The organism is Nocardia aurantia (assembly GCF_009604425.1).
Lineage (GTDB): Bacteria > Actinomycetota > Actinomycetes > Mycobacteriales > Mycobacteriaceae > Nocardia > Nocardia aurantia.
Map to the genome: position 1 here is coordinate 332,127 of NZ_WEGI01000011.1, position 13,891 is coordinate 346,017.

General features: G+C 70.1%; 11 protein-coding genes. 6 read left to right on the top strand and 5 right to left on the bottom strand.

Translation table 11 applies throughout. The features are described 5' to 3' along the window. The first annotated feature begins 20 nt into the window (after positions 1–20). Complete coding sequence (locus tag NRB56_RS25890; RefSeq protein WP_319943532.1) at positions 21–680, top strand: response regulator transcription factor; 660 nt, start codon at positions 21–23, stop codon at positions 678–680. Here the strand turns inward: NRB56_RS25890 and NRB56_RS25895 are convergent. Continuing rightward, on the bottom strand, positions 650–1,144 hold the full coding sequence (locus tag NRB56_RS25895) for a MarR family winged helix-turn-helix transcriptional regulator (protein WP_153346544.1): 495 nt from the start codon (positions 1,142–1,144) through the stop codon (positions 650–652). The genes NRB56_RS25890 and NRB56_RS25895 overlap by 31 nt on opposite strands. A gap of 134 nt (positions 1,145–1,278) precedes the next feature. Here NRB56_RS25895 and NRB56_RS25900 point away from each other — a divergent pair, with 134 nt between their 5' ends. From NRB56_RS25900 to NRB56_RS25920, 5 genes are all read left to right on the top strand, one after another. Further along, on the top strand, positions 1,279–2,229 hold the full coding sequence (locus tag NRB56_RS25900; protein WP_153346546.1) for an undecaprenyl-diphosphate phosphatase: 951 nt from the start codon (positions 1,279–1,281) through the stop codon (positions 2,227–2,229). Positions 2,230–2,303: 74 nt separating this feature from the next. Then, on the top strand, positions 2,304–3,629 hold the full coding sequence (locus NRB56_RS25905) for a serine/threonine-protein kinase (RefSeq protein ID WP_227838336.1): 1,326 nt from the start codon (positions 2,304–2,306) through the stop codon (positions 3,627–3,629). 109 nt (positions 3,630–3,738) lie between these two features. Then, complete coding sequence (locus tag NRB56_RS25910) at positions 3,739–4,359, top strand: TetR/AcrR family transcriptional regulator (RefSeq protein ID WP_319943533.1); 621 nt, start codon at positions 3,739–3,741, stop codon at positions 4,357–4,359. Next, a complete protein-coding gene (locus NRB56_RS25915) occupies positions 4,356–5,165 on the top strand; it encodes an NAD(P)H-binding protein (protein ID WP_153346550.1) in 810 nt (269 codons plus the stop codon). Before NRB56_RS25910 ends, NRB56_RS25915 begins: the two co-directional genes overlap by 4 nt. A gap of 66 nt (positions 5,166–5,231) precedes the next feature. Continuing rightward, complete coding sequence (locus NRB56_RS25920; RefSeq protein ID WP_153346552.1) at positions 5,232–6,446, top strand: hypothetical protein; 1,215 nt, start codon at positions 5,232–5,234, stop codon at positions 6,444–6,446. Here NRB56_RS25920 and NRB56_RS25925 read toward each other — a convergent pair. The 4 genes from NRB56_RS25925 to NRB56_RS25940 all read right to left on the bottom strand — a co-directional run bounded on the left by NRB56_RS25925 (position 6,416) and on the right by NRB56_RS25940 (position 13,851). Continuing rightward, on the bottom strand, positions 6,416–7,447 hold the full coding sequence (locus NRB56_RS25925) for an ATP-dependent 6-phosphofructokinase (protein ID WP_153346554.1): 1,032 nt from the start codon (positions 7,445–7,447) through the stop codon (positions 6,416–6,418). The two genes, NRB56_RS25920 and NRB56_RS25925, sit on opposite strands and share 31 nt — an antisense overlap. Before the next feature lie 91 nt (positions 7,448–7,538). Further along, entirely contained in the window at positions 7,539–8,486 is a 948-nt protein-coding gene (locus NRB56_RS25930) for a serine hydrolase (RefSeq protein ID WP_153346556.1), read from the bottom strand. A gap of 111 nt (positions 8,487–8,597) precedes the next feature. Next, a complete protein-coding gene (locus tag NRB56_RS25935) occupies positions 8,598–9,509 on the bottom strand; it encodes a hypothetical protein (protein ID WP_153346558.1) in 912 nt (303 codons plus the stop codon). Then, complete coding sequence (locus NRB56_RS25940; protein ID WP_194290991.1) at positions 9,499–13,851, bottom strand: protein kinase domain-containing protein; 4,353 nt, start codon at positions 13,849–13,851, stop codon at positions 9,499–9,501. The genes NRB56_RS25935 and NRB56_RS25940 overlap by 11 nt, the downstream gene beginning before the upstream one ends. Positions 13,852–13,891 lie beyond the last annotated feature (40 nt).

A 13,891-nucleotide genomic window follows, 5' to 3' on the forward strand; every position in this document is an offset into this window, starting at 1 on the left:
CCGTTCCAGCGAGGTAGTGCGTGCCGATCACCGTGTTGATAGCCGACGATCAGGCGATGGTGCGGCAGGGCTTCGGGGCGCTGCTCGCCGCGCAATCCGATATCAGCGTCGTCGGCGACGCACCCAACGGTGTGGTCGCGGTCGCCGAGGCCCGACGGCTCCGTCCCGATGTGGTCCTGATGGACGTCCGCATGCCCGAGATGAACGGCCTGGAAGCCGCCCGCACCATCCTCGCCGCCGGATTCGATCCGCCCGTCCGGGTGCTGATGCTCACCACCTTCGACATCGACGACTACGTGTACGAGGCCCTGCGCGCCGGAGCCAGCGGATTCCTGCTGAAGGACGCGCCGGCGGAGGAACTGGTCCGAGCCGTCCGGGTGGTGGCCGACGGCCAGGCCCTGCTGGCGCCGACGGTCACCCGCCGCCTCATCGACGACGTGACCCGCCGCCGGGCCCGCCCCGTCGCCGCGCCCGCGCTGAACGCGCTGACCCCCCGGGAACGCGAGGTGCTGGAGCTGGTCGCCACCGGCATGTCCAACGCGGAGATCGCCGCGGCCCTGTTCGTCGCCGAGCAGACGGTGAAAACCCATGTCTCCAAGGTCTTCTCGAAGCTGAATCTGCGCGACCGGGCCCAAGCGGTGGTGCTGGCCTACGAATCCGGACTGGTGACACCCGGCTGATCGACCGGCACCCCGGGCCGCGGCCAGGGTTGCCCCGCGCGATCCTCGATCCGGCTGTTGAGCCGCTGCAGATAATCCGCGAAGGCCGTGACATCCGCCGGCGCCCAGTCGTCCATCAGATCGGTGAGCGCCCCGATATTGGTGGTGCGCTCGTCGTCGAGCCGCCTCTCCCCGGCGGCGCTGATCCGGAACTTGCGTGCCACGCCACCGTCGGGATCGGCGATCCGCTCGACCAGACCACCGCGCAACAGCGCCGCGGTCTGCCGGTTCAGCGTCGAGGCATCGAGATGGAACGCGTCGCTGAGTTGCCCGATCGACATCGGCCCCTCCAGCTCCAGCCGGCTCAGCAACAGGTAGGCGCTGCGGTCCAGGATCGGCGTCCCGTCGCGCCGATACCGCTGGTTGAGGGCGTAGCGGCCGAGTAGCATGCATTCGAACTCGACCCGGTCGGTGGGTTTCTCCATGCCACCCTTCTCCCGTTCTCGGCTCTGACCTGGGTGAACCGGTATACCACAGGCGCTGTCGGCGACGCCGCCACCCGTCGGCGTCGGCCGGGTGAGCGGATGTTCCGAATTCGCGCGTGGGAGACTCGTCACCGATGCTCACCTACATCCAAGCCATCGTGATCGGTGCCCTGCAAGGCGTCACCGAATTGTTCCCCATCTCGAGCCTCGGTCACTCGGTTCTGGTGCCCGCCTGGATCGGCGGCTCCTGGCAGGAGCTGGTCACCGAGGGCGATTCCGACCATGGCACACCGTATCTCGCGTTCGTGGTGGCCCTGCACGTCGCCACGGCGATCGCGCTGCTCATCTACTACTGGCGGGATTGGCGCGACATCATCGTCGCGTTCTTCGCCACGCTGCGGCACCGTTCCATCGAGACCTCGACCGAGCGGCTGGCGTGGCTGATCATCCTCGCCACCATCCCGGTCGGCATTCTCGGTCTGCTGCTGGAACATCCGCTGCGGACGATGTTCGCCAAACCGATCTTCGCGAGCATCTTCCTGATGCTCAACGGCGTCGTGCTGATCGTCGGTGAGGGCCTGCGCCGCCGCAACGCGCCCAGCCTCGCCGAATACGGCCGCAAGTTCGCAGAGGACGAGGCGCGGGAGGCGGCGCAGGCCCGCGGGGTCAGCGTCGAGGAGGAGATCCGGTCCGAGTCCGGCGAACGCCTCGCGCATCTGACCTGGAAGGACGCGCTGGGTATCGGCTTCGCCCAATCCGGTGCGCTGCTGGCCGGTTTCAGCCGGTCCGGTCTGACTATGGTCGGCGGCCTGCTGCGCGGACTGGACCACGAGGACACGGCCAAATTCGCCTTCCTGCTCGCGACCCCGGTGATCCTCGCCGCCGGTGTGCTGAAGCTGCCGACGCTGGCGGGCCCGCAGGGCCACGACATCATCGGGCAGTCGATCGTGGGTGCGATCGTGGCCGGCCTCGCCGCGTGGTTCGCGGTCCGATTCCTGGAGCGGTTCTTCAAGACCCGGACCCTGATGCCGTTCGCGGTGTACTGCCTGATCGCCGGACTGTTGTCGATCCTCCGCTTCGCCTGACCGGCTACGGTCCCGGGGGCGGGATCGGCTAGGATTTCGAGCTTGGACGTCACCGGAAGGGGGACCGTAGGTTGTTGCGTAGCGGTGACGTCTTCGCCGGGTTCACCATCGAGCGACTGCTCGGGCAGGGCGGGATGGGCTCGGTGTATCTGGCCCGGCATCCACGCCTGCCGAGGCTCACGGCGTTGAAGCTGCTCAATCCGGAGTTGTTCGCGGACGCGGAGATTCGCGCGCGGTTCGAGCGCGAGGCGGATCTCGCCGCGCAGCTGGACCACCCGAACATCGTCGCCGTGTACGACCGCGGCGCCGAGGCCGATCAGCTGTGGATGTGCATGCAGTACGTCGACGGCGTCGACGCGGCCAGCGTGCACCCGCACACCCTGCCGCTCGAGCGGGCGGTGCAGATCATCGAAGGTGTCGCCGCCGCACTGGATTACGCGCACGGTCGGGGCGTGCTGCATCGGGACGTCAAGCCCGCCAACATCATGCTGGCCCGCTCCGGCGCCGGTAAAGGCGAGCGGGTCTTCCTCACCGATTTCGGAATCGCCCGGCTGCGTGAGGATTCCACGCACCTGACCCAGGCGGGCATGTTCACAGCGACCCTCGCCTACGCGTCACCGGAGCAGATGACGGGGCAGGCCCTGGACAACCGCTCCGATCAGTACGCCCTCGCGTGCGCGCTGTACTGGCTGCTGACCGCGACCGGCCCGTTCGATTCGCCCGATCCCTCCGAGGTGATCCACGGGCACCTGCAACTGGCGGTGCCGCCGGCGAGTATGCGCCGGGCGGGCCTGTCGCCCGCGATGGATCCGGTCCTCGCCCGCGGCCTGGCCAAGCGCCCGGGCGACCGCTACGGCAGCTGCGCGGAATTCGCGGCGGCCGCCCGGCACGCGCTCACCGCACCCACGCCGATACCGCAGCCGATCGTGGTGAATCCGGCCCCGTTCGGCGCCCCGGTCCCGGTGGTCATCCCGGAACCGATCGAGCCCGAAGCCCCTGCGCCCCAGGATGATTCGAGCGGCTCGGCGGACCTGACGGTCCGCCGGTCCTATCCACCGGCCCCGGCGGGCCCCGTGCTCCTGGCAGCAACGGTGCCACCGCCGGCCGGTTCCGTCCCGCTGCCGGTCGGTCCGGCGTCGCCGCGCGGGCGCGCGGCCGATCCCGCCCCGGCCTTCCCGCCACCGGGCCCCTACCCGCAGCAGGTCGGTTTTCCGCCGAATCCGGCCGGGCCGCAACCCGTTCCGGCGCGCTCGGCGCGGCCGCTGGCGTGGATCCTGTTGGGGCTGGCCGTCCTGCTGGTTCTGGTGGGCATCGTGGTTCTCGTCATCCTGCCCGGCTCCGGCGATCACGAGCACGACCAGCCGGTGACGCCCCGGCACAGCCTCACACACCTGTTCTGATCCCACGCGAAACGCACTGATCCGTCGGCATTTTCGCCGCTCGCCTCGGTTGTCATCCATCCGTCTAAATTTATTATCCGTTTGTAAAATTACTTGCTAGGCTGGCCCCGTGCCCGCCCATCGGACCCCCGAATCCGACGCCCGTATCCGCGATGCCGAGCGCACCAAGCGCTGTCTGCTCGACGCCGCCTTCGACGAATTCTCCGCACGCGGTTACGCGGGCGCCCGGGTCGGCGACATCGCGACCCGGGCCGGGGTGAACAAACAGCTCATCACCTACTACTTCGGCGGAAAGGCCGGCCTGTACCGTGCGTTGCAACAGCGCTGGCTGCAACGGGAATCGGAATTCGCCGATCCGGACCTGCCGCTCGGCGAGCTGGCCGTGCGGTACCTGCGACACGCGCTCGCCGACCCGCGCGGCGCGCGAATGCTGATGTGGCGCGGCCTGTCCGACGAGGCCCCGGAGCCCGATCCGGCCGCCCCCGACGATCTGGCCGCCACCGAACAACGGCAACAGCGCGGTGAGATCGCCGCCGAGCTGGACCCGGCCTCGGTCCGGCTGGCGGTGGAGGCCATGGTCATGGCTCCGCTGCTGCTGCCCGGCACCGTGCGCGAATTGTTCGGAACCGATGCGCGCACACCCGAATTCGAGCAGCGCTACGCGGAACAGTTGCAGCGCATGATCACTCGGTTCGGCCCATCGACGATCGAAGAAGGAGAAGTCCAGTGACCTACCTCGTCACCGGCGCCCGCGGCCAGGTCGGCCGCGCCGTCATCGCGTCCCTGCTCGCGGCCGGAGAATCGGTGCGCGCCACCAGTTCCCGGCCCGACGCCGCCACCCTGCCCGGCGGCGTGCCGGTGCTCGGGCTCGACCCCGCCGATCCGGATTCCGCCACCGCCGCGTTCGACGGCATCGAACGCGCCTTCCTGTACGCCGCCCACGACGGCATCGACGCCCTCATCGCCGCCGCGAAAGCCGCAGGCGTGCAGCACATCACGCTGCTCTCCTCGGTGGCCGCGGAGACCCCGGGCAATCCCATCGGTGATCGGCACCTGGCGGTCGAGCGACCGTGGCAGGAGGCCGGTCTGCCCCTGACCATCCTGCGGCCGGGCGCCTTCGCCGGCAACGCGCGCATGTGGCTGTCCGGCGCGGACGACGTCGTGCGGCTGCCCTTCCCGGAGGCACAGCAGAATCCCATCCACGAGGCCGATCTCGCCGACGCCGCGGTCACCAGCCTGACCGAGCCGGGCCACGCCGGCAAGATCTACCCTTTGACCGGCCCGGAGTCGCTGTCGATCCGGCGGATGGTGGAACTGCTGGCCGAGGCCACCGGCCGGCCGCTGCGCATCGAGCGGATCAGCTACGAGCAGGCGGCACAGTTCCTGTTCCGCCCGGTCCTCGACATGTGGGCCGCCGGCGGCGACGGCCCGGTGCCGGTCGGCCCGACCTCGGAATCGGTGACCGGCAGACCCGCTCGCACCTTCGCGCAATGGGCCGCCGATCACGCCGCCGAATTCCGCTCCGCCGCAGTCTGATACCGCTCACCACGGCGAATGTGCGCCATCGCGCCCACATTCGGCGCGGGTGTGCCATCGTGAACCGTGTTCGGTTCACAGACGACCAAGGTGCAGTGGCGCCCCGAGGCCGGCCGCTGGGTCACGTTGATGGCGGTGGCCTTCGGGATCACCGTGGTGATCACCCGGCTCTACCTGATGGCCTCGGGCTATCCGAAGATCGGCGGCGCCACCTACCACATCGCGCATGCGCTGTTCGGCGGCCTGCTGCTGGTGATCTCCTGCCTGTTGCTGCTGCTGTCCTCCGGCCGGACCGCGATGATCTGGGCCGCGCTGCTGGCCGGGGTCGGGCTGGGCCTGTTCATCGATGAGGTGGGCAAGTTCATCACCGCCAACAACAACTACTTCTTCCCGCTCGCCGCGCCGATCATCTACCTCGCCTTCCTGCTGGTGGTCGCCGTCGCCCGGTACACGGCCCGGCGGCGCGGGGAGACCCCGGAACTTGCGCTGGCCGCGGTGATCACCGAGATCGGCCAGTCGATCGGCGACGAGATCAGCACCGCGCGACGCGATCTGCTGCGCGCCGAACTGGCCCGGATCGATCCGGTCCGGTGCGGACCGCAGCAGCGCGTGCTGGTCACGGCCCTCACCACCTATCTGGACGAGGTGCCCTGCGATACCGAACCGCCGGTCGGCCATCGCCTGGCCGCGCTGGGCCGCCGGCTGGAAGCGGCCCTGCTGCCGCTGCCGGCGCTGCGCACCGGCCTGATCACGGTGATGATCGCGCACGCGGTGTGGTCGCTGCTGCGGCTGGTGCTCGGCGCCGTGGTCATCGCCGGATGGCATCCAGCCTGGAACGAATTGGACCGGATGCTCGACATCACCTCCGGCCGCGGCTGGAAGGCGCTGACCGGCCTGGGCATCGCCGCCGTCGGCCAGGTGGTGGTCGTGGCCGGATTCGGCGCCGCGGCGGTCGCCTGGTTGCGCGGCCGGGTGGAACTCGGTGTGCGCCTCGGCATCTGGTCCGACGTGGTGTCGCTGACCGTGGTGAACGTGCTGGCCAGCTACTTCAGCCAGTTTCTCACGGTGTTCACGGCCCTCGCGGAGGCGTTGCTGCTGTGGGCGCTCGTCCGCTACCGCACCCGCCGCGCCCGCGCCGTGGATCAGCCGGCGGTCGCGGGTCGGCCGGCGGTCGCGGGTGAGCCGATGGCGGCAGGTGAGCCGATGGCCGCGGGTGAGCCGCCGATCGTGAATGACCCGACAGCCGTGGATCAGCCGAAGAAGGCGGCGGCCTCCTCGTAGCGGTTCTCCGGGACCAGCTTCAGCTGCTTGGTGGCCTCCGACAGCGGCACCAGATCGATCGAGGTGCCGCGCAGCGACACCATCTGCCCGAACCGGCCGTGGTGCACCGCCTCCGCGGCGTGCACACCGAACCGGGTCGCGAGCACCCGGTCGAACGAGGTCGGCGTGCCGCCGCGCTGCACGTGCCCGAGCACCGTCGTGCGGACCTCCTTGCCGATCCGCCGTTCGATCTCCACGCCCAGCTGGTGCGCGACGCCGGTGAACCGTTCGTGCCCGAACTCGTCGATACCGCCCTCGCGGAGGTGGAACGAGCCCTCCACCGGCTTCGCGCCCTCGGCGACCACACAGATGAAATGCGAATCCCCGCGCTGGAAGCGGCGTTTGATCATCGTGCAGACATCGTCCACATCGAACGGCACCTCGGGCAGCAGCGTGAGATGCGCGCCGGCGGCGATGCCGGAGTTCATCGCGATCCACCCGGCGTGCCGGCCCATCACCTCGACCAGCATCACGCGCTGATGCGATTCGGCGGTGGTGTGCAGCCGATCGATCGCGTCGGTGGCGATGGTGACAGCGGTGTCGTGCCCGAAAGTGGTGTCGGTGCAATCGATGTCGTTGTCGATGGTCTTCGGGACGCCGACCACCGGGACGCCCTCGTCGGCGAGCCAGCTGGCGGCGGTCAGGGTGCCCTCGCCGCCGATCGGGATGAGCGCCTCCACGCCGTTGTCGTCGAGGGTCCGCTTGATCCGGCCCAGGCCCGCGCGCAGTACGTCCGGGTTGGTCCGGGCGGTGCCGAGCATGGTGCCGCCCTTGGTCAGGAGTCTGTCGGTGCGGTCGTCGTTGTGGATGTTGATCTTGCGGTCCTCGAGAAGACCGCGCCAGCCGTCCTGGAAGCCGACGACCGCATCACCGTATCGACCGTTCGCGGTGCGAACGATCGCGCGGATGACGGCATTCAGTCCGGGGCAGTCGCCACCGCCGGTCAAGACTCCGATGCGCATACCGCCTATCTTGCCGGGCCGCGGCGAACCGCGCAGCCTCGCCCCCGGGTGTCCCCGGCGCGCCGCGCGAGCAGGTATGTGACGCGCCGAGTCAGCGCCCCTTCGCGCAGGTTCCGCCGACCTGCTCGTCGAGATGCTTCGACACCAGATCCGACACCTTCGTCACGATCTGGGTGCCGGCGTCGAGCGTGCCCGAATTCGCCTGTGCCGCAATCGCGACCGCGACCTGACCGGACGACGTGGTGATGATGCCGAACTGCCTGATCAGATAGTTGCCGTTGGTGTCCGTGCCCCAGCCGCTCTTGAACTGGGTGTTGTCCAGCTTCGCCAGGCCCCACTGCTGATTCCACGCGACCTTGATCATCAGCGCGAGCATGGCATCCGCATTGGGCAGGCACGGGATATGGGACACGAACCGCAGCTGATCGGTCAACGCCCAGCCGGTCTGCAGATACGGCGGAAGATCCGCGCGGGTCCGCGACGAGGACACCGTGGTCTTCTGGTCACCGCCCTGCCGCAGCACGGCGGTGACCGCCTTCGCGGCCGCGTCCGCCGAACCCAGCGCCTGCCACAGCACGTCGCCGGACGAATTGTCCGATTCGGTCATGACCGTCGTCATCGAGGGTGTGATGGTGCCGCTGTTGGCGGCCTGCACCGCGAGCGCCAGTGGAACCTTCATCGTCGCCCAGGCCGGTCCGGTGGTCCAGTCGCCCAGGGTGACCATCTGATCCCCGCCGACCGGCATGATCGCCAGCCCCGCGTGGCCGTTCAGGTTCGCCTGCAAGCTCATGAAGTCGGCGGCCAGCGTGCCGGGCAGCGCCGCCACCACCGAGCCGGTGGTCACCGGTTTGGCGGCCGCCTCCGACGACGGGCTCACCATGGGTGCCACGGAGTTGCCGGAGCACGCCGCGGCCAGCGCAATGCAGGCGGCGGCGCCCAGCAGGCGCGCGGCGCGATACCGGCCGGACCCGCGGTCCGTCGTCATCGCACCGGGCGATACCGGGTGGGCCTCGACCAGTCGCGCGCGTGGTGCATGCACCGGTTCACCTCCAACATCTCGAGGTGGTAAGCCGCTTCCACCTGTAGTCGAGGCATTCTGTGCTGTCTGCGGGCCCGGGTCAAATGGGGACCGGCTGGTCGGCCGACCGGCTCACCCCGGGCACCGGCCACCGCCGAGTTCCCGCTGATGGCGGGCCAGCAGCGCCGACACCTGGTCGAGCATCGCGGTCGCGTCGTCGAAACTACCCGAATCCGGCTGTGCCGCAATCGATACCGCGACCTGTCCGGCGCGAGTGGGCAACAGCCCGAACTGCCGCACGAGATAGTTGCCGGTGTCGTCGTCGGGTCCCCAGCCGCCCTTGAACTCGGCGCCGGGAAATCCGCCCAGCCCGTAGCTCTGGCTGGCGGTGATCTCGCCCATCAGAGTCATCACCGGCGCGGCGTGATCCAGGCACGGCAGTTTGCTGGCGAAACGCGCCTGATCGACCAGCGACCAGACCGTCGCACCGAACGACATCTGGTCGTCCACCGACTCGCGCGCGGTCGGGTTGTGCCGATCGGCGATATCGGTGGTGCCGTCCCCGGTCTCCCGCAGCACGGCCTCCACCGCGTCGGCCGCCTGCTCCCCGCCGCCGAGCGCGTCCCACAGCGCCTGTGCGGCGTCGTTGTCGGAGGCGGTGATCGCCGCGGCCGCGCTGTCGGCGAGACCGGTGGCATCCAGCCGCAGCGCCGCGAGCGCCAGCGGCACCTTGATCGTGGACCAGGCCACGCCCGTGGTCCAGTTGCCGAGCGTGGTCATCTGGCGGCCACCCACCGGCAGCAACGCGATCCCCACCGATCCGTGCAGGTCGCCCTGCATCGCGGCGAAATCGGCGGCGAGCGTCCGTGTGACGGTGTCGGCCTGCGGCGCGCCGGTGGGCTGCGGCGACGCGGTCGGTCCCAGATCCGCGGGCATCGGCACACCCGCCTGCGCGGTGCACGACACCAGGGCGGCCAGCGTGGCGACGAACAACAGGACCACCCGGAACCCGGTGCGCCGGAGAGGGTTCGAGTCAGTAGACATAGACCACCGCGTTCTCACCGCCGGTACAGGTGACGAGCTCCCCCTTGGCGGTGCAGTTCATGGTGTACGACCGGCCGGTGACCGGACTGGTCGCGGAGATGGTGGCGGGCGAACTCGATCCGGCCGCCGCCTGCGCGTAGGCCTTGCGCACGGCCTCCGCGAAGGCACAGGTGGTCGCCGTGGATCCGGTCGCCGCCTTCGTGAACTTGCCCTGCGCTCCCGAACCGGACGAGTTCGAGCAGACCGTGGCGGTCGACGGCAGCGACGCCGGCGCGCCGGAGGCCGACGTGGTCGATTTGGCGGAGGTACCGCCGGAGGTGGACGGGCCGCCGGTGCCGGGGTCGACGGCACTGGTCGGCGCGGCGGTGTCCGCGGCCGGCGTCCGGGACGAACCCGACACGTCCAGCAGATGCCAGGCGACCACACCCACCACCGCCGCCAGCGCGAGCCCGAGGGCGAACAGCACCACGGCCGTCACCGCCGATCGCTTCTTGCGCGGCTGCTCGTAATCGCCGTACTCGTCACCGTAGCCGTAGTAATCGTCGTATTCCTCCTGATACGAACCATATTCACCCGACTGTGGCACATACTCGGTGGCCGGATCGTAACCGGAATCCGCTGCGGGATAACCGAGATCGTGGTCATACCCCGACAACAGCCCATACCCGTGCGGCTCGCCGTCGTCCGCCTCGAGCGAATAACGATCGAGCCCCGGGTGCGGAATGTATTCCGTGGCCGAATGATCCGGCGCCGGCTGCTCATTCTCGGGCCGATTCGCCTGCGGCGCATAGGCGGTCGCGGGATCGTAGCCGCCATCATCCTCGCCAGGCCGCCGCGCCGGCGGATACCCGGGACGTTCCCCGCCCGCACCCGGATACGCGTCCCCGCGCGCATATCCACCCGCGCCTCGCACGGGGTGATCACCGCTGCCGGGGTAATCGCCCGCGCCGCTGCCGGAATAGTCGCCGGCGCCGCGGCCCGGGTAATCGCCTGTCCCGCTCAGGTAGTCGCCAGCGTCGCTGCCCGAGTAACCGCCTGTCCTACTGCTGGGGTAGTCGTCGGGGTGATCGCCTGCCCTACTGCCGGAGTAGCTGTCGGGGTAATCACCTGCCCTACTGCCGGAGTAGTCGTCGGGGTGATCGCCAGTCCTACTGGGGTAGCTGCCAGCCTCGCGGCCCGGGTAATCGCCTGTCCCACCGCCGGAGTGGTCGCCGACACCGCTGCGGGGGTAGGCGCCCGCGTCGCGGCCGGGGTAATCGCCCGCGCCTTCTCCGGGAAATTGCGGCGAGTCCGCGCCGGTGCGGTATCCGGGCGCCACAACTCGGTCACCTGGAATACCGCCCGAGCCTCCTCCGGGGTACTGCGGCGAGCTTGCGCCGGTCCGGTATGCAGGCGCCGAGCCCCGATCACCGGGAATCCCACTCGAGCCTTCCCCTGGATACTGCGGCGAGCTTGCGCCGGTCCCGTACCCGGGCGCCGAGCCCCGATCACCTGTATCACCGCCCGTGCCACGCGAATACGGACCAGCGGATTCGTCGGCAGACCTCCACCCGGCCGCACCGGACGGTTCGTCCCCCGCCGCGTAACCGCCGCCCGCCGCGACCCCGAGATCGAACGGCCGATCGGCGGCGCTGTTCCCCGCGGTCGGCTGATACCCGCCGCGATCGATCGGTTCCGCCCCCGGCGCGGTGAATCCGGATCCACCCACTCCCGCTGCATTAGAACCACTTTCGGCGGCTGAACCATACCGGGGCACATCGCTCACCGGCTGATCACCGGCAGCCCGGCCGAAACCACCGGTGCTGGCGGCGCCCGGAGACTGTGCCGATGGGTCCGCACCCCCCTTGCGCTGCGGCAGCGGCGGAAGCGGAGTGAACTGCGATTCGCCGGGCCGCACCGAGGTCGGATCGGTGGGCCGGATCACCGGCAGATCATTACCGGTGTTCGTCTCGGCGTCCGGATCGGACGGCGGGATGATGCGCAGCGTGCCGGTAGTGGTGTAACTCCGCGACTGCGGATCACTGACCGGCCGCGAGTCCGGTTGACCCGCAGCGGGATTCGCGGCAGCCGCCGAATCCTGCGATTCTTCCGGCCTTTTCGGATCCTGTCCCGCGCGCGGGCCACCCGGCGTCCGGCCCCCGGCACCACCCTGCCCGATGATCGGGAACTGCCCGCTCTTCGGCCCGGCCCCAGTCGGCTGTCCTGCCCCGGGCACGAGGGGAAACTGCCCGGTACTCGGCCGACCCGGTTGTCCGGCTGTGGAGGGAGGCTGCCCGGCGTTCGGCCGACCGGATTGTTTGGATGTCGTGGGGGACTGCCCGGCGTTCGGCCGACCCGGCTGTCCAGATGTCGTGGGGGACTGCCCGGCGTTCGGCCGACCCGGTTGCCCCGCTGTCGTGGGGGACTGCCCGGCGTTCGGCCGACCCGGTTGCCCCGCTGTCGTGGGGGACTGCCCGGCGTTCGGCCCACCCGGTTGCCCCGCTGCCGCCGGAAACTGCCCAGTGTGCGGCCGACCGGCCTGCCCGGGTGTGGTGGGGGACGGTCCACTGTGCGCCCCACCGGCCTGTCCGGGTGCAGCGGGAAATTGTCCGGTGTTCGGCCTGCCCGCTTGCCCCGGCGTGCCGGGAGATTGTCCGGCCCCCGGCGTGCCTGCCGTGGGGAATCGCCCGGTCCCCATCGCGCCGGGCGTGGCAGGAAACGGTCCCGCCCCTGGCGTGCCGGGCATGGGAAACTGCCCGGTCCCCGTGGCGGTGGGATGCCGACCGGTGCCCGGCGGGAACCCGCCGGGTGTACGTCCCGCATCGGGCTGCTCACCGCCGGAGGTCACCGGATACTGCCCCGTGCCGGACCTGCCCACCTGGGATCCCGTCGTAAATGCGCCGTTCCCAGCGTCCGGGGACCGACCGGGATCCGCGGCCGCCGACCCGCCGACCCCGTTCCGCGTCCCCGGTGTACCGGGGTTTCGCCCCGAAGTGTCCGACCCGCCCGCGGCACCGCCGGCGAAGCTCCCGGTCCCCGGCCCGCCCGCCGATCCGGGCCCGGCGGACGTCTGCCCCGCGACAGTCCCGGCCGGGTGCTGCGCAGTGCCCGGCCCGGTACCCGTGGCCGGATATTGCCCGGTCCCGGGCCCGACGGGCTGCCCCGTCCCGATGCTGGGGTAGCGCCCGGTCCCCGGTCCCGACTCGGATTGACCGGTGCGCTTGCCCTTCTGACCGCGCGCGCGGAATTGTGCCGGAATCGTCGGCCCGGTCGGCCCGAACGGCTGGAAGGAGGTCTGCTCGACCGCGGCCCGCCCCCAACTGGAGGGCAGATAGGTCGTCGACGGATTGAACAGCTTCTGTGGCGGAATGATCTCGCCGGGAGGCGAATCCGCGCCAGGTAGCGGAGCGAGTCGCGGCGGTGCCGGCAACGAGGACTGTTCCGACGTGGCCGGCTGATTCGCCTCCGGTGCCGCGGACTCCGAAAGTTGCTGTGACACAACGTCGTCGTCCACATCCAGCGGCTGACCGGGTAGACCCACGGCAGCCCGGGCGGCGCCCGCGAACTCGCCGGTGCTGCCGTAGCGATCGGTCGGCTTCTTCTCCATGGCGTGCGCGATCACCGCGTCCACCGCGGCGGGAATCTCCCTGCGCTGCAAGCTCGCTCGCGGCGGTGGCTCCGAGAGATGCGCGCGGATCAGCTCGCTGCGACTGCGCGCCGGGAACGGCGTTGTGCCGGTGAGGCATTCGTGCAGAATTCCCGCGAGGGCATAGGTGTCGGCGTGCCCGCTCACCGGTCCGGCGTCGAACCCCTCCGGCGCCATGTACAGGTAGGAGTTCAGGGCCGTGGCCCCACGCGCGTTGCCGGTCTCGCCGTCCGTACCGGCGACACCGAAGTCGGTGAGGTAGACGTCGTCGGTCGCGGTGACCAGAATGTTGCTCGGCTTCACGTCCCGGTGCACGAGCCCGGCGGCATGCGCGGTGTCCAGGGCCGTCGCCACCTGATAGACGATGTTCACCGCCCGCACCGGATCCAGCGGCGCTTCCCGCTGGAGCAGCGCACGCAAGCTACCCGGGCGAACCAGCAGCATGTCCACGTACAGAACGTGGTTCATTTCGCCGACCCCGTTGATCGGCACGATATGCGGATGTCCCAATTGCGCGGCTTTTCGGGATTCCTGCAGGAATCGCTGCCGATAGGCCAGGTCATGGGTGAGTTCCGCGGACAGCAATTTCAGGGCTACGACACGGTCCTGCTCGGTGTCGTAGGCCTCGTAGACCTCGCCCACTGTGCCCCTGCCGAGCAGTGAGCGCAGCTCATACGGACCGAACTGCGTGCCGGCCCGTGATCGCGGTGCGTTCACCGGTGAAACCTCCATCGTCGTGGGCAGGGTGCGTCACCCT

What these genes read in the sequence shown, in the direction of transcription:
- NRB56_RS25900 (WP_153346546.1), top strand. Translation starts at nt 1,279, where the DNA reads ATGCTCACCTACATCCAAGCCATCGTGATCGGTGCCCTGCAAGGCGTC.
- NRB56_RS25935 (WP_153346558.1), bottom strand. Translation starts at nt 9,509, where the DNA reads ATGTCTACTGACTCGAACCCTCTCCGGCGCACCGGGTTCCGGGTGGTC.
- NRB56_RS25895 (WP_153346544.1), bottom strand. Translation starts at nt 1,144, where the DNA reads ATGGAGAAACCCACCGACCGGGTCGAGTTCGAATGCATGCTACTCGGC.
- NRB56_RS25925 (WP_153346554.1), bottom strand. Translation starts at nt 7,447, where the DNA reads ATGCGCATCGGAGTCTTGACCGGCGGTGGCGACTGCCCCGGACTGAAT.